Source organism: Nocardioides panzhihuensis, from assembly GCF_013408335.1.
GTDB classification, from domain to species: domain Bacteria; phylum Actinomycetota; class Actinomycetes; order Propionibacteriales; family Nocardioidaceae; genus Nocardioides; species Nocardioides panzhihuensis.
Map to the genome: position 1 here is coordinate 2053073 of NZ_JACBZR010000001.1, position 21393 is coordinate 2074465.

The 21393-nt window shown below is 68.7% G+C and carries 28 protein-coding genes; 10 read left to right on the top strand and 18 right to left on the bottom strand.

Annotated elements, in window-relative coordinates:
* Nucleotides 1–142 precede the first annotated feature (142 nt).
* The gene (locus BJ988_RS09665; RefSeq protein ID WP_343051550.1) at nt 143–613 is read left to right on the top strand and encodes a GNAT family N-acetyltransferase; all 471 of its coding nucleotides are present in this window, start codon (nt 143–145) and stop codon (nt 611–613) included.
* On the opposite strand, the gene BJ988_RS09670 is transcribed toward BJ988_RS09665, so the two are convergent.
* The 7 genes from BJ988_RS09670 to BJ988_RS09700 all read right to left on the bottom strand — a co-directional run bounded on the left by BJ988_RS09670 (nt 568) and on the right by BJ988_RS09700 (nt 5061).
* Nucleotides 568–1095: a MauE/DoxX family redox-associated membrane protein gene (locus BJ988_RS09670; RefSeq protein ID WP_179657797.1), complete on the bottom strand. Its 528-nt coding sequence runs from the start codon at nt 1093–1095 to the stop codon at nt 568–570. The genes BJ988_RS09665 and BJ988_RS09670 overlap by 46 nt on opposite strands.
* On the bottom strand, nt 1092–1283 hold the full coding sequence (locus BJ988_RS09675; RefSeq protein WP_179657798.1) for a hypothetical protein: 192 nt from the start codon (nt 1281–1283) through the stop codon (nt 1092–1094). Before BJ988_RS09675 ends, BJ988_RS09670 begins: the two co-directional genes overlap by 4 nt.
* Before the next feature lie 96 nt (nt 1284–1379).
* Nucleotides 1380–2660, bottom strand: coding sequence for a CehA/McbA family metallohydrolase (locus tag BJ988_RS09680; RefSeq protein ID WP_246321451.1), 1281 nt, complete (start codon nt 2658–2660; stop codon nt 1380–1382).
* A 114-nt stretch (nt 2661–2774) separates the two neighbouring features.
* Nucleotides 2775–3521 carry a VOC family protein gene (locus tag BJ988_RS09685; RefSeq protein WP_179657800.1) on the bottom strand — a complete coding sequence of 249 codons (747 nt, stop codon included), beginning with the start codon at nt 3519–3521 and terminating at the stop codon, nt 2775–2777.
* 100 nt (nt 3522–3621) lie between these two features.
* Entirely contained in the window at nt 3622–3897 is a 276-nt protein-coding gene (locus BJ988_RS09690) for a Fe-S cluster assembly protein HesB (protein WP_179657801.1), read from the bottom strand.
* 94 nt (nt 3898–3991) lie between these two features.
* A complete protein-coding gene (locus BJ988_RS09695) occupies nt 3992–4414 on the bottom strand; it encodes a PPOX class F420-dependent oxidoreductase (protein ID WP_179657802.1) in 423 nt (140 codons plus the stop codon).
* A gap of 86 nt (nt 4415–4500) precedes the next feature.
* Nucleotides 4501–5061: a carboxymuconolactone decarboxylase family protein gene (locus tag BJ988_RS09700; RefSeq protein WP_179657803.1), complete on the bottom strand. Its 561-nt coding sequence runs from the start codon at nt 5059–5061 to the stop codon at nt 4501–4503.
* A gap of 45 nt (nt 5062–5106) precedes the next feature.
* Between BJ988_RS09700 and BJ988_RS09705 the strand changes: the two genes are divergently transcribed.
* The 4 genes from BJ988_RS09705 to BJ988_RS09720 all read left to right on the top strand — a co-directional run bounded on the left by BJ988_RS09705 (nt 5107) and on the right by BJ988_RS09720 (nt 8479).
* Nucleotides 5107–5436: a winged helix-turn-helix transcriptional regulator gene (locus tag BJ988_RS09705; RefSeq protein WP_218860711.1), complete on the top strand. Its 330-nt coding sequence runs from the start codon at nt 5107–5109 to the stop codon at nt 5434–5436.
* A gap of 64 nt (nt 5437–5500) precedes the next feature.
* Entirely contained in the window at nt 5501–6922 is a 1422-nt protein-coding gene (locus tag BJ988_RS09710) for an alpha/beta hydrolase family protein (RefSeq protein WP_179657804.1), read from the top strand.
* Nucleotides 6923–7001: 79 nt separating this feature from the next.
* Complete coding sequence (locus tag BJ988_RS09715; RefSeq protein WP_179657805.1) at nt 7002–7880, top strand: LLM class F420-dependent oxidoreductase; 879 nt, start codon at nt 7002–7004, stop codon at nt 7878–7880.
* A gap of 95 nt (nt 7881–7975) precedes the next feature.
* Complete coding sequence (locus BJ988_RS09720; protein ID WP_179657806.1) at nt 7976–8479, top strand: DUF5994 family protein; 504 nt, start codon at nt 7976–7978, stop codon at nt 8477–8479.
* On the opposite strand, the gene BJ988_RS09725 is transcribed toward BJ988_RS09720, so the two are convergent.
* From BJ988_RS09725 to BJ988_RS09735, 3 genes are all read right to left on the bottom strand, one after another.
* The gene (locus BJ988_RS09725) at nt 8476–9981 is read right to left on the bottom strand and encodes an acyl-CoA carboxylase subunit beta (protein ID WP_179661409.1); all 1506 of its coding nucleotides are present in this window, start codon (nt 9979–9981) and stop codon (nt 8476–8478) included. The two genes, BJ988_RS09720 and BJ988_RS09725, sit on opposite strands and share 4 nt — an antisense overlap.
* An 80-nt stretch (nt 9982–10061) precedes the next feature.
* Nucleotides 10062–10379, bottom strand: a complete 318-nt coding sequence (locus BJ988_RS09730) for an AzlD domain-containing protein (RefSeq protein WP_179657807.1) — start codon at nt 10377–10379, stop codon at nt 10062–10064.
* Complete coding sequence (locus BJ988_RS09735) at nt 10376–11059, bottom strand: AzlC family ABC transporter permease (protein ID WP_179657808.1); 684 nt, start codon at nt 11057–11059, stop codon at nt 10376–10378. Before BJ988_RS09735 ends, BJ988_RS09730 begins: the two co-directional genes overlap by 4 nt.
* Nucleotides 11060–11171: 112 nt before the next feature.
* Between BJ988_RS09735 and BJ988_RS09740 the strand changes: the two genes are divergently transcribed.
* Entirely contained in the window at nt 11172–11540 is a 369-nt protein-coding gene (locus BJ988_RS09740) for a hypothetical protein (RefSeq protein WP_179657809.1), read from the top strand.
* Nucleotides 11541–11568: 28 nt separating this feature from the next.
* Here BJ988_RS09740 and BJ988_RS09745 read toward each other — a convergent pair whose 3' ends face one another.
* Together BJ988_RS09745 and BJ988_RS09750 are read right to left on the bottom strand one after the other, a co-directional pair.
* The gene (locus BJ988_RS09745) at nt 11569–12024 is read right to left on the bottom strand and encodes a cytidine deaminase (protein WP_179657810.1); all 456 of its coding nucleotides are present in this window, start codon (nt 12022–12024) and stop codon (nt 11569–11571) included.
* Between the two features lie 101 nt (nt 12025–12125).
* The gene (locus BJ988_RS09750; RefSeq protein WP_179657811.1) at nt 12126–12812 is read right to left on the bottom strand and encodes a nitroreductase; all 687 of its coding nucleotides are present in this window, start codon (nt 12810–12812) and stop codon (nt 12126–12128) included.
* An 85-nt stretch (nt 12813–12897) separates the two neighbouring features.
* On the opposite strand from BJ988_RS09750, the gene BJ988_RS09755 reads away from it, so the two are divergent.
* The gene (locus tag BJ988_RS09755) at nt 12898–13347 is read left to right on the top strand and encodes a winged helix-turn-helix transcriptional regulator (protein ID WP_179657812.1); all 450 of its coding nucleotides are present in this window, start codon (nt 12898–12900) and stop codon (nt 13345–13347) included.
* Nucleotides 13348–13391: 44 nt separating this feature from the next.
* Here BJ988_RS09755 and BJ988_RS09760 read toward each other — a convergent pair whose 3' ends face one another.
* The 3 genes from BJ988_RS09760 to BJ988_RS09770 are packed head-to-tail and all read right to left on the bottom strand — an operon-like array spanning nt 13392 to nt 16620.
* A complete protein-coding gene (locus tag BJ988_RS09760; protein ID WP_218860713.1) occupies nt 13392–14321 on the bottom strand; it encodes an alpha/beta fold hydrolase in 930 nt (309 codons plus the stop codon).
* Nucleotides 14322–14359: 38 nt separating this feature from the next.
* The gene (locus BJ988_RS09765) at nt 14360–14989 is read right to left on the bottom strand and encodes a TetR/AcrR family transcriptional regulator (protein WP_179657813.1); all 630 of its coding nucleotides are present in this window, start codon (nt 14987–14989) and stop codon (nt 14360–14362) included.
* A complete protein-coding gene (locus BJ988_RS09770) occupies nt 14986–16620 on the bottom strand; it encodes an amidohydrolase family protein (protein ID WP_218860715.1) in 1635 nt (544 codons plus the stop codon). Before BJ988_RS09770 ends, BJ988_RS09765 begins: the two co-directional genes overlap by 4 nt.
* Before the next feature lie 517 nt (nt 16621–17137).
* On the opposite strand from BJ988_RS09770, the gene BJ988_RS09775 reads away from it, so the two are divergent.
* Nucleotides 17138–17923 carry a methyltransferase domain-containing protein gene (locus BJ988_RS09775; RefSeq protein ID WP_179657815.1) on the top strand — a complete coding sequence of 262 codons (786 nt, stop codon included), beginning with the start codon at nt 17138–17140 and terminating at the stop codon, nt 17921–17923.
* On the opposite strand, the gene BJ988_RS09780 is transcribed toward BJ988_RS09775, so the two are convergent.
* Nucleotides 17904–18959 (bottom strand): tyrosine-type recombinase/integrase, encoded by a 1056-nt coding sequence (locus BJ988_RS09780; RefSeq protein WP_343051551.1) that lies wholly within the window; start codon nt 18957–18959, stop codon nt 17904–17906. The genes BJ988_RS09775 and BJ988_RS09780 overlap by 20 nt on opposite strands.
* An 84-nt stretch (nt 18960–19043) precedes the next feature.
* Between BJ988_RS09780 and BJ988_RS09785 the strand changes: the two genes are divergently transcribed.
* Entirely contained in the window at nt 19044–20042 is a 999-nt protein-coding gene (locus tag BJ988_RS09785) for an alpha/beta fold hydrolase (protein WP_179657816.1), read from the top strand.
* 9 nt (nt 20043–20051) lie between these two features.
* Here the strand turns inward: BJ988_RS09785 and BJ988_RS09790 are convergent, their stop codons facing one another.
* Nucleotides 20052–20354, bottom strand: coding sequence for a hypothetical protein (locus BJ988_RS09790; RefSeq protein ID WP_179657817.1), 303 nt, complete (start codon nt 20352–20354; stop codon nt 20052–20054).
* Nucleotides 20355–20429: 75 nt separating this feature from the next.
* On the opposite strand from BJ988_RS09790, the gene BJ988_RS09795 reads away from it, so the two are divergent.
* Entirely contained in the window at nt 20430–20603 is a 174-nt protein-coding gene (locus tag BJ988_RS09795) for a hypothetical protein (RefSeq protein WP_179657818.1), read from the top strand.
* On the opposite strand, the gene BJ988_RS09800 is transcribed toward BJ988_RS09795, so the two are convergent.
* Nucleotides 20600–21313: a TraR/DksA C4-type zinc finger protein gene (locus BJ988_RS09800; RefSeq protein WP_246321452.1), complete on the bottom strand. Its 714-nt coding sequence runs from the start codon at nt 21311–21313 to the stop codon at nt 20600–20602. The genes BJ988_RS09795 and BJ988_RS09800 overlap by 4 nt on opposite strands.
* Nucleotides 21314–21393 lie beyond the last annotated feature (80 nt).

Here is a 21393-nt window from a genome sequence, read left to right on the forward strand (position 1 = left end):
ACCCCGCGTGGCTATGCCACACTCTCGTCTCCAGCATCGGTGCAACGCACTATCGCACACCTTCGTTGCTGGCCGCGATACTGCACCAGCCTCGGCTTGACCACAACGCCAAGACAGGAGAGGGCTGGGCTAGCATCCAGCCGTGCCAGTGCTTTCCCTGCGTTTCGAGCTCGACGACCTGACCCGGCCCGAGGTGATCCGGATCCTCGAGGACCATCTCGAGGACATGTACGCGGTGACACCCGCCGAATCGGTGCACGCGCTCGACCTCGAGGCGCTGAAGGTGCCCGAGATCGCGTTCTGGTCGGCCTGGGACGAGACCGAGCTGGTCGGTTGCGGTGCGCTGAAGTCGCTCGGCGAAGGCGACTACGAGCTCAAGTCGATGCGCACCACGGCAGCGGCCCGAGGCCGCGGCGTCGCGACCGCGATGCTGCGCCACCTGCTGGCCGAGGCCAGGTCACGGGGCGGCCGTCGAGTGCTCCTGGAGACCGGGACCGAAGACTTCTACGAACCGGCCCGGCGCCTCTATGCAGGCAACGGCTTCACCGAACGCCCACCCTTCGGCAGCTACGTGCTCGACCCCAACTCGGTCTTCTTCGAGCTCTCGCTGTAGTCGTCGACCGACGGAGCGCCCCGCCGGAACAGCAGGTCGTCGAGGGCGAGCTTGGTGCGGCGGAGGACGATCAGGTAGACCGCGATCGCGAGCCAGCCCAGGTCCCGCAGGGTGTCGGCGAGGTAGGTGGGATCGGCCGAGGCGCCGCCACCGCCGAAGCAGCCGCAGTCGATGTTGAGCCCTTGCACCCACGCAGCGGTGATCCCGACGATGAACGAGCACAGTCCGAGCGCCGTGGCCACCGCGGCCGTCCGGGTGAACAGTCCGAGGATGAGCAGCACCCCGAGCACGATCTCGGCGATCGGCATCGCGATGGCGTACGCAGGCGCGAGCTGCCAGGGCAGCAGCTGGTAGCCGCGGACCGCCTGCTCGGTGATCGCCGGCTCAGGCAGCTTGGCGACCCCGGCCGAGAGGAAGATGAAGCCGAGGTAGAGGCGGCCGGCGAGACCGATCCAGCCCAGCAGATCCGCACGGGTCCTCATGAGAGCACCACCCAGGAGGTGCGAAGCACGCCGAGGACGACGAACGCCGCCACGACCGCGTATCCGGTCCACAGCAGCGGCGCCGGGGAGATCTCGTCCCGGATCTCACGCCGCACGAACCACACCCCGAGCGCGAGCACGGCCACGGAGACCGCGACCAGCCCGACGACGTACCAAACCTCGTTCACCTGGCCAGCGTGCCACAGCCACGGCCTGCAACCACGGCCGAGACGCCCACCCTCAGCGCATCTTCAGGCTCCGAGGCGCCTTCTCAGGAACGATGCTCACGGTTGCAGCCACCAGGGGCTGGTGTAGGCGATGCCCAGGTCGTTGCAGGGGTGGCCGTCGGGACCCGGTGTCGCATTGGCCTGGCTCGGGTCGCTGACCCGCAGCAGCACCCAGTCGCCGTCGTCGTAGGAGACCGGCACCGTGGCCGAGACCGGGTCTCCGACGCGGAACGGCGCGACATCCGCCACGACCGGGACAGAGGGGCCCGGCCGCAGCACCTGTAGATGGAGCTCCCGGCCGCCCCACTCATCGTCGCGGGCGAGATCGAGGGTGAACCGCATGTCGCCGCCACGTCCGGGGACCACCGAGCCCATCCGGTGCTCGACGCCGCCCAGCGTCGCCACGGCGTCGACGCGAAGCCCTGAGGTGCGGGTGGCGAAGAACCGCCGCGCCCGCATCGCCTCGAAGACCCCGCCGCGGTCGTGGGAGGAGACCCACAGCCCCGTACGCCCCTTGCCCTCCGGATGACCCCAGTCGGTGCCGTGCTCGTCGGTGACGCCGCTGATCCCGGTGCGCCAGCCGGCGTTGAGGCACTGGCACAGCGGCGAGGGCTTGCCGTCGGCGTACCCCTCGAAGAGGTAGTCGTCGCCGCGGTTGAACATCTCCAGCGACACCATCCGCTCGCGGGCGCGCGCGTCGAAGCGGAACCCCTGGAACCGGAACGGCTCTCGCCCGGGATGGTTGAACCCCGCGATCCCGTCGGACCCGCCGTCGATCAGCGGCGTGTCAGGGGAGCGCGCCAGCCAGTCGAAGAACGGTCGCATCGCGCCGACGTCGACGATGTCGGTGAAGTGCTCGGTGCCCCACACGTTGATGTGACCCAGCAACGGCTCCGACCACTCGAACCCGCGGATGGCGGTGAAGGTGCCGTCCGCGTTGGCCGCGTCCGCCAGCTCACGGGTCCGCGCCCAGTCCGAGCGGGTGAGGCCCCCGAGCTGTTTGTACGCCGGCGGGAGCAGCCCTGCCAGGGCGTCTCCCAGGATGTTGTCGGAGACGGTGGCATGGTCGGTGAGTGCCGCGACGTCGAGGCCGGCGCTGCGCATCGAGTCGAAGGCCAGATCGGGGTCGCCGTCGCCGTCGGACATCAGCGTGTGGTTGTGCAGGTCGGCGTGGACCAGCGTGGTCCCGTGGGAGAGCCGCGATGTCCGGCTCGCCCCGATGCCGGGGCGTGCGGTCGCCGATGCTGCCGCTCCCGTGAACGACGATGACATCGAGGCCATCAGGAGCCCGGCTCCTGCCGCCCCCAGCGCGGTACGTCTGGTCAGTGGCCGGGTCATCGCCCGGCGGGTCCCTTGGTGGGGTTCATGTCCGAGGCACATGAACCTATTTGACGCAGATCTCGGCGGCGTACGAGAGGCTTTCAGCCCAAGGGCCGGTGAAGTCGGCGGGCGCTAGGCCTGGCCGGTCAGCGGGTCGCGATCGGTGAGACAGTAGAGCTGTCCGTAAGGCGCACGCAGCACCGTCCACCACTCCAGGATGCCGACCGTCTCGGCGCCGAGCGCCTCATGTCGGCAGGTCTCCGAGGCACGGTCGGCGACCGCGATATCCGGATGCGCCCGGACATCGCCGGCCTCCTCGTCGAGCCGTTGCAGGAGAAACCGCAGCCCACCGTGTGGGTCGGGGTCGGCGAGGCGTACGAACTCGGGGGACTTCGTCTGCTCGGGAGTCCGTCCGGTGATCTCCGTCCAGAAGGCCACCTCCTGCTCCCACCGGGAGCGGGGGATGTCGATGCACACCTGATCGAGCACTCGCGCGGGCTCCGTGCGCGCGCAGCTCGGCGCGGTGCCTTCGCCGAGCGTGTGGCAGAAGAGCAGGCCGCCGGGCGAGCGCATCACCGGGACCCCGTCGTAGGTCCATGCCGAGGTCGCACCGAGGGACACCGACCGCTCCAGCGCCGCGTCGCGGTCGACGGCGTCGAGATCGATGTGGATCCGCGGCTCGCCCTCTTCGATGGCCTGCACCTTCAGCCAGGCGTCGCCCTTCTGCGGTACGAGGGTGACGAACTCCCCGGTCTCACCGCGAGGCGGCGAGACCGCCCAGCCCGTCACGGCCGACCAGAACTCGACTGCCTCCTCCCAGCCAGGGCGCGGGACATCGAGGAAGAGATGGAACCAGGCAGGTACGCCAGCGGTGCTCATGTCTGTCGACCCTACGCCCGCGACTCGTTGGTTCGCGACAAAAAAGACGACGCCGGGGCACGCCACGAATGCGGCGCGCCCCGGCGTGTGCGGGACGGGATCAGCCCTGCTGAGAGATCCCGAACTGGACGTTTCCGGAGTCATCCATCCCGGCGTCGAGGACCTTGTCGTCGAGCTCGGCGGCGGCGCCCTGGTCGAGGAAGACCCGCGCGCCCTCCTGCTCGATGACCTGGTCCGCGCCCTCGGGCTCGGGGACCAGGGCGGCGCTCAAAGCACCGTCCGGTTCTGCGTCGGCGGCGAGCCGGAGGCCGGCGCCCTGGGCCTGCTCGGAGATCGAGCGGACGATGGTGGTGGCGTTCTCGGTCAGCTGAAGCATGTCGAGATCTTCCATGTTGGGTGCGGAGTACCCATCCCACCATTCCTCACGATCTGGCCTCGTTCAAGCCCGAGGCGCATCCGGGCGCGCCGGATCAGCCCAGGTCGGCGCCGTAGACCTTCGTGACGGCGATGGTGATGAGCACTCGTCGATCGCTGACCATCACCTCGCGGTACTCGTCCCAGTCGGGGTGCTCGCCGGCGCCTCGCCGGTAGTAGTCGACGAGCGCATCGACCTCGGGGCTGTCGAGAGAGGCACCGGGGCCGGTGAGGGCGACTGTGCCCTCGGCCGTCGCCCAGGACCGCCCGCCGGGCCCGTCGACCTCGATCGCCGCCCGCGGGTCGCGCCGGAGGTTCCTGGTCTTCACCAGGCCCTCGCGGGTCGAGATCAGGATCTCGCTGCGCTCGCGGTCGTAGTGCTGCCACACCGGTGAGAGCTGGGGCAGCCCGTCGGCCTTGATCGTGGCCAGGATTCCGTGGCGGGTCGTGGCGAGCAGCTCGTGCGGATCGAACGTCATGTTGAAGCGCCTCCTCGATGCGGTCTGTAGCGGTAGAAGGTTCCCCGGCACGGATTCCTTCCCGGTCGCCGTCCCGTCGGGGATCCTCAGCGTGGGATGGCGTCGGTGTCAGGTTCGAGCGGGAGGCGAAGAGCTCGCACGGCGTACGAGATTGCGTGATACCACCCGGCGAGCAGGGTGATCTCGAGGGCAGCGTCCGTTCCGACCGCCTCGACCAGCCCTGCCCACGTCGCATCGTCGAGGTCGTGGTGATGATGGAGCGAGTCCACCGCGGTGATCACGGCGGAATCTGACGACTCTCGCCAACAGGCGTCTTCCGCGGACCCGGCCCCCAGCGACCGGAGCTGGTCCTCGTCGAGCTCGGCCTTGGCGGCGAACGTCTTCACGTGGATGGCCCATTCGTAGTCCGCGCCGCACAGGGCAGTCGTACGCAGGATCACCATCTCCCGGTGGCGCAGGGTCATCGCCGCTCGACGGGAGAGGTAGTACGACCCCCAGCCCGAGATCCCGCGAGCGAGATCCGGGCGGCGGGCGAGGACTCGGAAGAGCTGAATCGGTGGTCCGAGCAGGTCAAGGGCGGCAGAGGTCTCGTCGTCGTAGGGCGGTTCGAGCGGTTCGATACGAGGTTGCTTCGAATTCAGAGGCATATCTGGCAAGATAGACCCCGTGCTTCGAAAAGAAAAGCAAGCCCGTTGAGTACGCCGCTCCCCGGACAGCCGGTTCGCGGCTCCAGCACCGGCCGGCCGATCATGGCCCTGCTCGACCTGCTGGGCCGCCGCTGGACCCTTCGCGTGATCTGGGAGCTCCGTGAGGAGACAGCAGCACCGACCTTCCGTGATCTGCAGATCCGGTGTGGGGGAGTGTCCTCGAGCGTCCTCTCAGCGCGCCTGCGCGAGCTGACGGAGGCCGGGGTCGTGCAGCATCTCGGCGATGGGTATCGCCTGAGCGAGACCGGTCGCGACCTCCTCCGCAGACTCGAGCCCCTGGACGAGTGGGCCATCCGCTGGCACGTGAGCGATTAATCGGCGGCGGGGATGTCGGAGAACGGCTAGGTTGCCCAGAACCCGCACCGAAGGAGACCCCAACATGCGTGCATTGATCGGCCGGATCCTGGTGGCGATGGGGCTGGCATCCCTGCTCCTCGTCACACCCGCCAGCCCCGCGACAGCCGCCGAGGACGACATCCTCGACCGCCTGCTCGCCATCGAGGGCGTCAGCCTGATCCAGGAGAAGCCCGTCCAGGGCTACCGCTACTTCGTCCTGAACTTCACCCAGGCGGTCGACCACCGTCAGCCAGACGGTGACACCTTCCAGCAGCGATTCACCGTGCTGCACAAGGACACCGCCCGCCCGACGGTGTTCCAGACCAGCGGCTACAACGTCTCGACCAACCCCGGCCGCAGCGAGCCGACCCGGATCGTGGACGGCAACCAGGTCTCGATGGAATACCGGTTCTTCACCCCGTCCCGCCCTGCCCCGGCCGACTGGGACGACCTCGACATCTGGCAGGGCGCCAGCGACCAGCACGCCATCTTCGAAGCGCTCGAGCCGATCTACGGAGCCAAGTGGCTCTCGACCGGCGGCTCCAAGGGTGGCATGACTGCGACCTACTACGAGCGCTTCTACCCGAGCGACATGGACGGCGTCGTCGCCTACGTCGCGCCCAACGACGTGGTCAACCGTGAGGACTCCGCCTACGACGACTTCTTCGCGAGCGTCGGCACCGAGGACTGCCGCAACCGCCTCAATGGCGTCCAGCGGGAGGCCCTCGTGCGCCGCGAGGCGCTGAAGGCGACCTACGCAGACATGGCTGCCAAGGAGGGGTACACCTTCAAGACCGTGGGCAGCCTGGACTCCGCATACGAGATGGTCGTGCTCGACTTTGTCTGGGCCTACTGGCAGTACGCCGGCACCTCCGCGTGCTCGAACGTCCCGGCCGATGCGGCGACCGCGACCGACCAGCAGATCTGGGACGTGATCGACAACTACTCGGGCTTCAGCTTCTACACCGATCAGGGCCTCAGCCCGTACACGCCCTACTACTACCAGGCCGGCACCGAGCTGGGCGCGCCGACGATCGGTTTCCCGCACATCGAGGACGACCTGATCCGCTACGGCTACCAGGCTCCGCGCAGCTTCGTCCCGCGCGAGATCGACATGCGGTTCGACCCGTCCGCGATGCGCGACGTCGACTCCTGGGTGCGCAAGCACGCCAACCAGATGCTCTTCGTCTACGGCGAGGCGGACCCGTGGGGCGCCGAGCAGTTCCGGCCGGGCGTCAAGGCCAAGGACTCCTACGTCTTCACCGCACCGGGGATGAACCACGGCGCCAACGTCGCGGGTCTGGTCGCCGACGAGCGTGAGCTCGCCACCGCCCGCATCCTGGAGTGGGCGGGTGTCGCGACCGCCGCGGTCGAGGCGGACGCGGCGAAGGCGAAGCCGCTGGCGGCGTACGACGCGAAGCTCGACAAGCGTGACCTGCGTCAGGAGCGCAGCATGCGACCTTGAGCCGATGCTGAGCCGATAGGGCTTGTCTGCGCCGAAAGGGCTTGTCTTCGAGCGCGCTCGAAGCCATAGCGTCTGAGGTATGGATCTTGGACTCCACTACTTCACCTTCACCCACCCCGAGTGGGAGACCACGCTCGCCGACAAGCTCACCGAGACGGCCTGCATCGCGGACGAGGGGGGCGTCGACCTGTTCACCGTCATGGACCACTGGTTCCAGATGGAGCAGGCCGGCGGCCCCTTCGAGCCGATGCTCGAGGGCTACACCACGCTCGGCTACCTGGCCGGGATCACCGACAACGTACGCCTCAGCCTCCTCGTCACCGGAGTGACCTACCGCCACCCCGGGCTGCTCGCCAAGACCGTCACCACCCTGGACCGGCTCTCCGGCGGCCGTGCGCTCCTGGGTATGGGCGCGGCATGGTACGAGCGCGAGCACCAGGGTCTCGGCGTGCCCTACCCGCCGACCGCCGAGCGGTTCGAGCGCCTGGAGGAGACCCTGGAGATCTGCCGCCAGATGTGGTCGGAGAACGACGGCGCCTATGAGGGCAAGCACTACCAGCTCGCCGAGACCATCTCGCTGCCACAGCCCGTCAACGGCACGGTCCCGATCCTGATCGGCGGGGGAGGGGAGAAGAAGACCCTTCGCCTGGTCGCCGAGTACGGCCAGGGCACCAACCTCTTCGGCGGCCCCGGCCCCGAGGCGGTCGAGACCGTCAAGCACAAGCTCGAGGTGCTGCGCGGCCACTGCGACGACCTCGGCACCGACTACGACGCAATCGAGAAGACCATGCTCTTCCAAGGCCCCTCGGTCGAGGACCCGGACGCCTTCTTGAAGTCCATGGAGGAGTACGCAGCCCTGGGCATCACTCTCGTCGGGCTGATGCCGACCCCGTACGTCGACCCGGTGCCGTGGACCACCTCGCTGGTCGACCTGGTGCCGCGGCTGAAGGAGGTCTAGGAAGACTGCTCTGGCTGGCGGCGTAGTACACTTGTTCTAACCACGCTGCCAGCCCGACTCGTCGAGTTTGCGGGGCAGCACGAAAGGTGGACGTCATGACGACGTCACCGACAGCAGAGCTCTCCACGGCCGTTCGCACCGATCTCCGGATCCGCCTGGACAACAGCTTCAGCACCGGTCCGCTCGATGGCGCCTGGTGGCCGCAGTCCCGCGACTTCCAGGACGAGGCCGCCGACCTGATCGACAACTTTCCTCACCGCGTCGGCCGGATCTCACGGCTGCTGTTCTCCCGGCCCGACTGGGACTCGATCGCGGGAGCGCCCGGCGTCCGTAAGATCCGCGCCGCGCGCGGGATGGTGAAGGTTGGCTCGTTCCCGTCCGACGACACCCATCTGATGGTGCTGTCGATGGCCACCGGTGAACGGCTGCGCCTGCTGGTCGTGCCTCACGACACCGACCCCGAGGTCGCCGAGAGGATCATGGCCCAGGCCGCCGACGACCGGAACACCTACCGCCCGGCACAGCTGCTGGGCCTCGACGGTCCCGACCAGAGCCAGATCGGCCGGCAGATCTGGGACAACGACGGCGGAGCCTCCTAGGCCCTGCGCAGCGTCGCGGCGATGATCGCGCGGGTCTCGGCGGGGTCGACGACGTCGTCGATCTCGAACATCCGGGCCGCGTTGAGAGCACTGGCCTGCTTGCGGTACTCCTCGGTGAGCACCGCCACCCGGTCCTCCCGCTCCGCCTCGGGCATCGCGGCGAGCTCGGTGGCCATGGAGAGGCGTACGGCGCCCTCCAGGCCCATCGGCCCGAGGTGGGCGTCGGGCCAGGCGACGGTGAGCAGGGGACGATGGGTGCTTCCGCCGAGCATCGCCTGCGCGCCGAGGCCGTAGCCACGCCGCAGGATCACCCCGACCAGCGGCGTCGACAGCTGAGCGCCGGCGACGACCATCCGGGATGCGTGCCGGACCAGGCCGCCGCGTTCGGCCTCGGGTCCGACCATGAACCCCGGGGTGTCGACCAGCGAGACCACCGGTAGGCCCCAGCGCTCGCAGAGGGCGAGGAAGTCGGCGGCCTTGATCGATGCCTCGCTGGTGATCGCGCCGGCGAGATGGGTGGACTGGTTGGCGACCACGCCGACCGGGATCCCGTCGATGCGCGCCAGCGCGGTGACCAGCTCCGGTGCGTACGCCTCGCGAAGCCACGTGACCGAGTCGAGGTCGGCGAGCGCCTCGACGACAGGGCGTACGTCGAACGCTTCGCGGTCGTTGTGGGGGAGAAGCGTACGCAGGTCGGCCTGGTCGTCGGCCTCGCCGCCATCGGCGGCCGGCTCGAGGTAGGCCAGGACGGCACGTACGGCCTGGACGGCTGCCGCCTCGTCCTCGACGAGCAGGTCGATGACGCCGTTGGTGGTCTGGTCCTTGACGGGGCCGATCTCCTCCGGCGCGAAGCTCCCGAGCCCGCCGCCGGCGATCATCGCCGGGCCGGCCATGCCGAGGTTGGCGTCGGGGGTGGCGATGCGGAGATCGGCGGAGCCGGCGAGCACCGCGTTGCCGGCGAAGCAGCGCCCGGAGACGACCGCGATACGTGGCACCACGCCCTCGAGCTCGCCCCACAGCGCGAAAGAGCCGACGTCGAGCGCGGAGACCAGCGGGATGTCCGTATCGCCGGGGCGACCGCCGCCGCCCTCGGTGAAGAAGACGGCCGGCAGCCGCATCCGGCCGATGATCTCGATCAGCCGGTCCGACTTGCGGTGCCCGCGCATGCCCTGCGTACCGGCCATCACCAGGTAGTCGTAGGACAGCACCGCACACGGCCTCCCGGCGACGGTCGCGGTGCCGCCGACGATGCCGTCCGCAGGGGTCTCGACCACGAGATCGGCCAGGTCACGGCGCCGTTCCTGGGCCGCGGTGATGAACCTCCCATATTCGACGAACGAGCCCGGATCGATCAGGTCGGCGATGTTCTCCCGAGCCGTACGCCGCCCCTTGGCGTGCCAGCGGGCGACCTTGTCGGGCCGTGCCGCGTCCGTGGTCAGGAAGCGGCGGGCGTGCAGCTCGGTCAGTCCGGCGGCGGGCGTCTCGTCGGTCACGGGGCACATGGTGCCACGGGTGCCGGCCGAGGTCCGGCGGTTCTCTGGGGGAGTGGAGTACAGGTGGCCGCCGGCCGAGCGATGCGGTGTCACCACATCCGCAGCAAGGCAGTCAGGCCGACGGCGACCGCGACGCACAGCACCAGTGGTAGGCGTCGCCATAGCATCACGCCGGCCACGGCCACGCCGACGGTGTGGGCGCCGACCGACCACGTACGTCCGTCGGCCAGGACCGCGGTGACGACCAGCGCACTGAGCAGTGCGGGCGCCATCAGCACGACCACTCTGTCGAACCAGCCCGGCAGCACTCGACCCCCGAGAAGCACTGGCCCGAACCCCTTGATGACGGCGGTGAGCACGGCGCACGCGATGATGAGGACCCAGATCTGGTCCGAGGACAGGGTCATGCGGGCCGCCTGGCGAGTCCGACCAGAGCGACCGCGCTCGCGGCGAGGACAGGTATGCCGGGTGGTGCGACCGGCACGAGCGCGAGCGCGAGCAGTCCGCCGCCCACCCCGACCCAACGGGTGGTGCGATCGCGCATCTCGGCGATGAGCAGCGCAAGAAAGAAGGTCGGGTAGATCGCGTCGAGCCCGAGCCGGTCCGGGTCGCCCAGGGCGTCACCGAACACGGCGCCGACCGCGGAGCCGAGCGTCCAGGTGAGGTACTGCGGCGCGGTCGTGCCGAACAGCAACCATCTGTCGAAGGTGCCGTCGCCGCGGTTGGCAAGCGCCCAAGAGGCGTCGACGACCGCCTGCCCCTGAGCGGCTCGTTTCACGGGACCCCCGGGCAGCGACGGCGCCAGCGCGATCCCCATCGCCAGAAAGCGCGAGTTCATCAGACCGGCCACAGCGAGCGCAGCGGGCACCCCGCCACCGCCCGCGACCACTGACAGCATCGCGAACTGGGCAGAGCCAGCGAACACGATCACCGAGGTGACGATCGCCTGCGCGACGCTGAATCCGGCCTGCCGGGCGAGCACGGCGAAGGAGAGGCTCAACACGAAGCCCACCAGCGCGAACGGCACCCCCAGCCGCAACCCCGACAGAAATGAAGGGCGGGCATCGCCATCAGGTGCTCTGGTCACCCGGACAGTCTAGGAATGCGTGGGGTGACCGAGGTCAGGTCGATCACTGGGGGAGTGTGTGACGCACCTACGCCGGTGTCCGGACGACCAGTCGTCGGACAAGATGGTTCTCATGGATCCTGAGAGTGCGCGGCGATCGGCCGCTTTCGTCGGAATGGCCACCCTTCCGATCGGGGCAGCGCTCCTCCTCGCGCCGGGGCGAGTAGGCCGGTCGCTGAAGCTCGGCGACCACCCGGTGGCGCTGCGCGCGATCGGCGCCGCCGACCTGGCGCTCGTTCCCGGGTTGCTGACCGGGCGTCGCAGACTGCCCTGGTTGGCTGCGCGTGCCGGGCTGAACATGGCGATCGCGGCCTACTGCGCCCACCTTGCGCGCGCCGAAGGCAGCACTGCGCACAAGATCGCGGTGCCGGCCCTGGCGATCGCGACAGCCGCCGACGTACGAACGATCCTCGCCTTGCGTGGCGACGACGTCCGGCGGTAGCGCGCCCGCGCGGAGCCCGACCGGGTTGTTACGAATCCACGTTGTTCTGGACCCAGGCGGAGGCCTCTTCCGGAATCACGGTGAGCCAGTAGTGGGGGAGCGCCACTCTGAGAGTGATCCAGTGGATCTCGGAGCCGTCCGAGCTGTGTGGCACTGCGACCAGAACATCAGGGCCATGGCCTGCGAGTCGTTCACGGCAGATGCCGCAGGGGCTGAGGACGACATGCCGCCCGTCTTCGAATCGGTGTAGGCAGACGGAAGCGATGATCTTGCGGTCGAGCCGGAACGCGGCGCAGTACGGCTCGGCTTCGTGGCACAACGTGGTGCTGGAGTTCAGGAAGTCCGGGCTCGTGCCCGTCAGGATCGTGCCGTCGTCGAGGAGCACCGCGGCGGCGCCGCGTGAATCGTCTGCGGCAAACCGGTTTGCGATGAGCTTCTTGCACTCGTCGACAGTGGCATCGAGCAGGGCGGGGGTAGCGGTCACAGGCCCGACCCTAGCTGGCCAGGAGGCCTTGAGCGGGTCGCGATCTCGGATGAGCGCGTCAGGCGAGTAACGATGGCGAATCCACAAGTCGCGGTCGGCGGTCAGCTGGTGTGCCAGGTGACGGTATCGGCGAGTGCGGCTCGGGACGTGCGGAAGCCGTTGACCGGGTGGTCGAGGTCCGCGTACCCGAACGAGATGCCCACGACGACGCGACGGTTGTCGGGGATGCCGAAGTACTCGCGCAGGAACGGTGAGTACGACGCGAGTGCGGCCTGGGGCGCGGCGGCCAGGCCCAGGCTCTGGGCGCCGAGCAGGAAGGTGTTGACATAGAGGCCGCAGTCGATCGCGCCGTACACGCCGAGGTCAGCCTCCGTGGTGATGATGGCGACGTGCGGGGCATCGAAGAATTCGAAGTTGCGCAGGCCTTGGCGCAGGGTCCCGTCGGTGTCACCCTTGACGATACCGACGCTGTCGTAGAGCTGGAAGCCACACGCGCGGCGGCGCTCGCGGTACGCGTCGATGTAGGCGACCGGGAACTCGAAGTCCGGGGCAGCGGGCTGGCTTAGTACGTGCTCGAGGAGCTCCTTGCGGAACCGGTCCGTGGCTTCGCCGCTCGTGACGACGACCTGCCACGGCTGGGTGTTGCACCACGACGGGGTGCGTTGCCCCAGCGCAAGCAGACGCTCGATCGTCTCTCGCGGGACCTGGTCGGCCAGAAACTGGCGGCAGGTCCAACGTTCATCGAGCAGGCCCGCCAGCGTCGTGGCGGCGTCGTGGGGATCGGGCATTTGCGCTCCTGAGAGTGGTCTTGTTTCGAGACTGGCAGCCTAGCGAGGCTGGTCTCGAAATGGAACCGATGGGTAGGCTCGGGGCGTGCGCTACGAAGAGCTCGCCGAGGAGCCCTGTTCGATCACCCGGCCGCTGGTCGTCCTGGGGGACCGCTGGACGCTGGTCCTGCTCAAACAGGCCTTCGCGGGCGTGCGGCGTTTCAATGCGTTCAAGGACGCAATGGGCATCTCCCGCAGCCGGTTGCAGGATCGGCTCGACCGTCTTGTCGAGCACGACATCCTGGTCAAGCAGAAGGCGGCCGACGGACCGCATGAGGAGTACCGGCTGACCGAGAAGGGATTCGACCTGTACCCGGTGCTGATGGCGATCAGAGACTGGGGTGACGCCTACATGGCACCTGGGGGCCAGCCGGTGCGCTACCTGCATCGCGAGTGCACGGGGGAGGCCCATGTCCGACTCGCCTGCGACGCCTGCGACGAAACCATTACCGCACGCGATGTCACGGTGGCGCTGGGGCCGGGCCTCACTGGCTAGTCGCTGGCGGCGCGTGCGTCGACGAGATCGGGTTGGTCGAGCGCTTACAGCTTCTCACCGGGGGAGAGGAACTCGCGGATCAGTTCAACGATGCGGTCGGGTGCCTCGATCATCGGCGTGTGTCCCACGTGCTCGAGGACCGTGGTCGTGATCGTTCGCACTGCCCGGTAGCGGGCCAGGGAGGCATCCACGTCGTAGAAGCGGTCCTCTCGGCCGAAGATGACCAGCGCCGGCAGTGCGAGATCGTCCAGCCGCGCGTCCAGCCCTAGCTGGTCGGTCCACGCCTTCCGCCGCTGTATGGATTCGGTGAAGGCGGGGTGATTCAGGCTGCGGGCGTCATCGAGGCCCTGGTTCGGGTTGGCGAAGGCCTTGGCCATGTCGAAGCCCGGTGCGAATGCTCGCCGGACCACGCGTTCAGTGACGAACGCAGGGCCATGTTGCTGCACGACAGGGCCGATCCGCGGGCGATGGATCACCCACTCGCCTGGTGGCAGCGTTCCGGTGCTCGTGTCGGGCCCTTCGCCCATCAGCACCAGCCGGCTGACGCGGGTGCTGTGCTCGGCGGTGGCCACGCCGAAGAGGCTGCCCATCGAGTGGCCGACAACCGTGACGCCGTCCAGGTCCAGCTCGGAGAGAAGACGCGCATAGAGCCGACCTTGGCTCTCGGGGTCGTAGCCGGACGCGGGTCGTGCAGAACCGCCGTGTCCGAGGAGGTCGACCCGGGTGATCCGGCATTCCGGCAGGCGGTCAACGACTTGGTCGAACCATGCGGTGGAGGCGCCGAAGCCGTGCAGCATCAGGAGTGCCGGGCCGCCGATTGGACCGTCCGCTCGGACGTGCAGGTCGACGCCATCGATGGACATGACCGTTCCCGCGCCGCCCGTTGCCGGCTCCGCGCCGGTACGACCGGTCAGGTGGCCAGCCAGGCTGCCGACACGCCACCGCCCGGGCGACGCTGTGCTCTTGGTGGTCAAGCTCTCTCCTCGTACGGCTGTGTTCGTGATGTGGCGCGTCACGCAGTGGGGGACTGGAGACCCAGCAGTCGGACCAGAACGGTCCCGATCGTGTCGGCCGGAACGCTGCCCGGATCGGCGAGCTCTTCGATGGCGAGGCCGTTGTTCAGCGCCAGCATGGTGAGCATGAGAGTGCGCGAGGAGACGGTCGTGTCTGCGCCCCAGCCAGTGACCGCTTCGTCGGCCAGCTCGGTCAGTTGTTGGAGGTAGTCGCGGCGCTTTTCGACCCAGCGCTCGCGTAGCTGGGCGTCACGGGTGGCGCGAAGCCAGAACTCGGTGAACAACAACTGCCATTCGCGGCTCTGCTGCATCGCGGCGGTCAGTTGCTGACCGGCTTCGAGTACCCTCGCCTCGTCGATGACGGTGAGGTCGGCCTGGCCGAGGATCTCTCGCACTGCTGCGATGCGGCCTGTCACCTCCCGGTCGAAGAGCTCGAAGAAGAGGTCGTCCTTGCTCCCGAAGTTGGAGTAGAGCGCGCCGGTGGTGAACCCGGCTGCGGCGGCGACCTGTTGCATCGTGGCTCCGGCGAAGCCGCGTTCGGCGAACACCGTGGAGGCCGCTCGCAGGAGCCGGTCGCGGACCTCGGAGCGGGGCGTCCGACGGGTGATGGGGGCTGGGGATGTGCTCATGAGGACGATCCGTCGTTCGAACGTACGTTTGCTGCGCGCAGGAAGGACCCGGAGCTTCGCGTCGTGCCGAATCCTTCGGTGAAGGTGCCGTAGCGGTAGACGAGCTCACCGCCCACGATGGTCGCGGCCACTGCGCCGTCGTTGCGGTTGACCATGCGCGAGACCCCTCCGAGCCCGTCGAGGACGGCTTCGGCATAGTCGGCCGAGGCCTCCGAGAGCCCGGCGGGGTCGATGACGGCGATGTCGGCGCGGTCGCCCAGTCGGAGGGTGCCGGCGTCCAGGCCGTACCAGTCACCGAGCTCGCCGGTGAGCCGGTGCACGGCACGCTCGAGGGTGAGGAACTCGTTGCCGTCTTCGGCGGACTCCTTGACCCGCCTCAGCAGCCGAAGGCCGGCGTTGTAGAACGCCATGTTGCGCAGGTGGGCCCCGGAGTCGGCGAAACCCATCTGGATCTGAGGATCGTCCGCGATCTTGTCGAGCACCTCGGGTCGGTGGTTGGCGATCGTCGTACGCCAGCGCAAGGCAGCGCCATGGGTGACCACGAGGTCGAGGAAGGCGTCAGCCGGATGGATGCCCCGCTCCTCGGCGACGCGGCCGAACGACTTGCCGACCACCTCGGCGTCCGGGCAGCTGACGACGTGGGCGTCGTACAGGTCGCGGTGCCACAGCTTCGGACCGAACCTGCGCTCGATGTCCTTGCGGAACTGGCGGCGGTACGCCTCGGAGTCCACGAGCTCGCCACGCTTGACCTCGTCGCGCACGTTGAGGGCTGCGGCGCCGGAGCCGAACTCCTCGAAGACGACCAGGTCGATGCCATCGGCGTACACCTCGAACGGCACGGGCAGGTGCTGCCAGCGCAAGTCCGAGGCGATCACCCGGTTCAGCAATGCCGTCGCCTTGGTCATCAACCAGATCAGCCTCGGGTCTGCCTTGAGATCTGCCGCGGTGAGCATCGTCGTCTTCAGCGGGGCCCGGCCCCGACCAGCGCTCTGGGCGAAGAACTTGCCGGTCTCGGCCTTGCGGGCGGCGTTGGGCGTGCACTGATGCAGGCGCCCGCGGTCGCGGAGGACGCGGTTCAGCGCGCGATACTCTCGCCAGGTCGCGTAGGTGGAGGGAAGCTGGCGCCCTGGGTAGCGGACGCCGTCCAGCTTCGAGAACGAGCTTCTGATGGTCGACAGACCCAGGAACCCCGCGTCGAGCGCATCGATCAGCATCGCGCGCATCCGGTCCAGCTCCGGGGGAGTGGGGCGTACGTCGGGAGCGGTGGCCCGATCCAGACCCATGACCGCAGCACGGATGTCGGAGTGACCGATGAGCGCCGCGACGTTGGGTCCGAGCGGGCGAGACTCGAGTGCCTCCACGTAGCGGTGTGGGTCTGTCCAGGTCTGGTGTTGCTTGACCGATGAGTGGACGGCGTCCCACGGCAGGGCTTCGACGCGCGAGAACAGGTCTGCGCAGTCGTCGGGGGAGGAGTACACAGTGGAGAGGGAGCAGTTGCCGAAGACGACGGTCGTGACGCCGTGCCGCACCGATTCCGAGAGCCCAGGGGCGACCAGCACCTCAGCGTCGTAGTGCGTATGGACGTCGATGAGGCCCGGCATCACCCACAGGCCTTCAGCGTCGACGATCACCGCTCCCTCCGTCGCCAAAGGCTCAGCGCTGATCGCAGCAACTCTTCCCGCGCGCACTCCTACGTCGCGAATCGCGGGTCGAGCCCCGGTCCCGTCGAAGAAGTATCCGCCCCGGATCACCAGATCGAAACCATCCATCGCGCGCCTCTCCATTTCGATAACGATCATTATTGGATAATCGACGTTATCCACACTCCGTCGAGTCGTCAACACCCTGAGTCGCTCGGGCACAGGCGGTCGCGTTCAGCCCGAGCTCGCATGGTGGAGGCGGTCGCCAACCACTCGTCGACATCTCGCAGAGTGGGCGGCAGGGTCGCGGAGTGCGGTACGGGTTTCTTGGGCTCGGGTGTCTATCCGCTCGAAGCGGGGGGATGGGGGTCGCGGTCGATTCGGGCCGCGACCAGATGTTCAGACTGACATAATGTGCATTATCGGCGATTAGTCCCGATGGCGTCCTGACCCGAAAAGCACGCTTGCTGACGGCGTACGCACGCCTGGAGCGTTAAGGTGCGCAGTCGTGACAGAAGACTTCGACCCGGTCGCTCACAACCGCGTCGCCTGGGACGTCCTGGTCGACAGCGACAACGAATGGTCTCGGCCGGTCAGCCCCGAGATCATCGCCCGGGCGCGTGCTGACGACTGGTCCGTGGTGCTCATCGGTCACGAGCCGACGCCACGTGACTGGTTACCGTCGAAGCTGGCCGGTGCTCGCGTTCTCTGCCTCGCTTCAGGCGGCGGTCAGCAGGGCCCCGTCCTCGCGGCTGCGGGTGCCGACGTGACCGTCTTCGACAACTCGCCCAAGCAGCTGGCCCGCGACGAGCAGGTAGCCGCCCGCGAGGGCCTGACGCTTCGCACCGTCCTCGGCGACATGCGCGACCTCAGTGCCTTCGGCGACGCCGGCTTCGACGTCATCGTCAACCCCGTCTCGAACGTGTTCTGCCCTGACCTGACGCCGGTCTGGGCGGAGACGTTCCGTGTGCTGCGTCCTGGCGGGTCGCTCCTGACCGGGTTCATGAACCCGGACGTCTACATCTTCGACGAGGTGGCGCTCGACCGGCAGGAGCTGGTGGTGCGTCATCGGCTCCCGTTCAGCTCGCTCGATCTCTCCGAGAGCGACCGGATGCGCGCCTATGGAACCGGTCCGATCGAGTACAGCCACTCGCTGACCGCGCAGATCGGCGGGCAGCTGGCCGCCGGGTTCATCCTCACCCATCTGAGCGAAGCGCCGCACCACGCAGACATCACCGCGCAGCACCTTTCCGCCTATATCGCGACCCGTGCGGTCAAGCCGGCCGCTCCCTGACCGCACGATCTTCCCTGGTCACAATCGGCTCGGACGCCACCGCCGTCTCGCGCAGCACCTCGCGTGCCGGTGAGAGCAGCACGGCGTCGCGGGTGTCGGAGGCCGTGGCCTTGACGTAGATCCCGGTCGTCTTGAGGTCTTCGTGTCCGAGCAGCCCCTGGACGGCAGGCACGGGTACGCCGGAACGGATCAGGCCCTTGGCGGCGCTGTGCCGAAAGGCGTGTGCGGCCTCGCCAGGCTGCTTCGGGACGCCGGCGAGGCGGATCCAGGTCTCGACCAGATGGTTGAGCGCCCCTGGCCGCAGCCGCTTTCCCGAGGTCAGCAGGAACAGGCCGTCGGCCGGGTCAGGACTGCCGAAACGGGCCTCGAGCTCGGCCAGATAGGCATCGACGGCGTCGACCGCCTCGGGCGGCATCGGCAGGTTGCGCTGCTTATCGCCCTTGCCGATGACGCGCACCAGCGTCTCGCCGTCCGGCTCGCGCCGGATCGACCCGACGGTGAGGTCGCACAGCTCGGCAGCACGTACGCCGGTGGTCACCAGCACCGCGAAGATCGCCCGGTCACGAGTCGGCCAGCGGCGCCGGTCGGTGCCTTCGCGCGGCGCCGAGGCGACCCGCGCCAGGCGGCGCAGCTCGTCGACGCTCCAGCCGGCCGGCAGTCGGCTCGGTCGCTCGGGCGCCTCGATGCGCAGTGTGGGATCCACCAGCAGATGTCCCTCGAGCTGCAGCCAGTGCGTGAAGAGCCGCAGCGTGCCGACGCGGCGCTGGCAGGTCGCCGCGGCCGAGCTCTCCCGCAACGACCTGTAGGCGATGCGTACGTTCTGGTCGGTCAGCGCCGAGATCGGGACCAGCGCCAGCGCCTCCGCCTCCGGGTCGCCGCCGTCGTCGACATGCAGCTGCCGGGCCCAGGCGGCGATGTCCTGCCGGTAGGCGTTGCGCGACTTGTCGTTGAGGCCGCGGCGCGTGAGCGTCGCCCGGTCGGTCAGGAAGTCCTCGACCACATCACCGAACATCACTGTCTCGTCAGTTACGCTCACATCCCCTGATATTACAGTCTTTTCGAACATTTCTGCGATAGGGGGTACTATCGCGGAAATGGCACGACGTGCCAGACTCCCGCCGTGGCCGACACCGCTGTAGCTCATCGCACCGAACACATCAACGGAATCGACCTGCACTGGGTGGAGTCAGGGCCGGCGGACGGCCGGCTCGTGATCCTGGTCCACGGTTTCCCGGAATCCTGGTACTCGTGGCGCCACCAGATCGCCGCCCTCGCCGGCGCCGGCTACCGGGCCGTCGCGATCGACGTGCGCGGGTATGGCGGGTCCTCGAAACCGCGGGCCGTCGAGGACTACCGGATGCTGCGCCATGTCGGCGACAACGTCGCCCTGGTGCACGCCCTGGGCGCGGAGACAGCCACCATCGTCGGGCACGACTGGGGCGCTCCCATCGCGTGGACGACAGCACAGCTGAGGCCTGACGTCTTCACCGCCGTGGCCGGCCTGTCGGTGCCGTTCAGCCCGTCCGGTCGCCGTCGGCCGACCGAGGCGATGGCCCAGGCGGGCGGTGAGGACGAAGAGTTCTACATCTCCTACTTCCAGACTCCCGGCGTCGTCGAGGCCGAGATCCTGCCCGACGTACGCCGCTGGCTGCTCGGCATCTACTACTCGATCTCGGGCGATGGCGTGCGAGCCGCGGGCGGGGATCCTCGTGGTGCGCTCGGGCTGGTGCCGCGCGGTGACCGGCTCTCGGACCAGTTCGTCTACCCCACCGAGATGCCCGCGTGGCTGACCGAGGCCGATGTCGACTTCTACGCCCGCGAGTTCGCCGACTCCGACTTCTTCGGTCCGCTGGCCCGCTACCGCAACATCGACCGCGACTGGGAGGATCTCGCGGCATTCGCCGACGTGCCGATCACCGCGCCGTCCCTCTTCATCGCCGGCGAGCACGACGGTCCCGCGATCACCGGCCGACGCCAGATCGAACGCTTCGACCAGACCCTTCCGGGGCTCACTCGGTCGGTGGTACTCCCCCGGTGCGGCCACTGGGTCCAGCAGGAGCGCCCTGAGGAGACCAACCAGCTCCTGCTCGAGTTCCTCGCTGGAACAGAGCGACGCTGACGCCGACCGTCAGAATCTCACCGGGAAGACCTCGGTGCGCGCGACGGCCGCGTCGCGCTCGGCGCTGAGCGCCGTCCGTCGCTCGTCGTTCATGTAGGCGTCCAGCGAGGCCTGGTCCCGGAACCGGAGAAGCTGCACCTCGTCCGGCTGCCCGGGCGCGTCGTCGGCGATCGCGCGGTGCACCACTTCCCCGCCGTGCTCGGAGATCAGCTGCAGGACTCGGTCCTCGTAGGCGTGGAGGGCTTCCGCCTCTCCCCCGTGCGCCCACAGGAGACAGCACAGACGGATCGGACCTTCGGGTGCACCTGACATGACGGTCACCGTAGCGGACGCCATCGCGCATCGGGCGCGCATGAGCGCTGCCGAGGTCGGGTACCTGCTCTCTCCATGGGGAGCAACGTCTTGGACATGGTGGGCGCCACGGTCGTGGTGCTCATCGTCCTGATGGTGCTCGCGGCAGCAGCCGGTTTCCTGCTGGCGAGGGTGGAGAGACGGCGTGCGCGCCGGATCCACGACGATCTCGTCGAGATGCGTGACCAGCGCGGCCGGCACCGCCGCTAGCTCCGCCGGCCCCTCGGCTTGCCGGCACAGCTGATGCAGGTGCGTGCCACCGGGCGAGCGTCGAGCCGGCCCGCGCCGATCGGCTGGCCGCAGTCCTCGCAGGTCCCGAACGTGCCGGCGTCCACGCGCTCCATGGCCGCCTCGATCTCGGCGAGATGCTCTCGCGCCTGACGTACGAGCGCCTGCACCTGAGATCGCTCGAAGGCGATCGTCGCGCCCTCGGGATCATGCTCGTCGTCGGCGTTGGTGTCGCGCGAGGCCGCGACCACAGCGTCGAAGTCCTGGCTCAGGTCTGCCAGGCGCGCGAGCGTCTGCCGATGCTCCGCCTCGAGGCGTACGCGAGGCCGGTCCGGGCCGGGGCCGCCCGGATGGCGGAGGTCGTAGGCGGCGGAGACCTTCTTCGGTACGCACAGTCGCCAGGCGTCCACGACGAGCTCGCAGGCCTCGACCGGGTCGAGCGCGGCCAGGGACGACTCCACCCAGTTGAACCGCATCTCCGACTCTCGGGGCAGGCGGAACGTGTCGGGTGCGCTCGCGACCAGGGCGGCGCGCTCTTCCTTCGGGAACCCGAAACCCATCTCGGTCTCGTCCAGGGAGAAGGCGACGTAGACGATCGAGCCGACCCTGAACTTCAGTCGGCCGCGTACGAACACCTCGTAGGAGCGCTCGAGGCTCGACCCGAGCCAGCGGACATCCTCCACGGTCGCCATGTTCGGAGCGTAGGCGCAGTCTCCCCCGGCGGCACCTGAGTTTCGCGCCCGGTGATCGCGGCCGCGCGACATCATGGCTC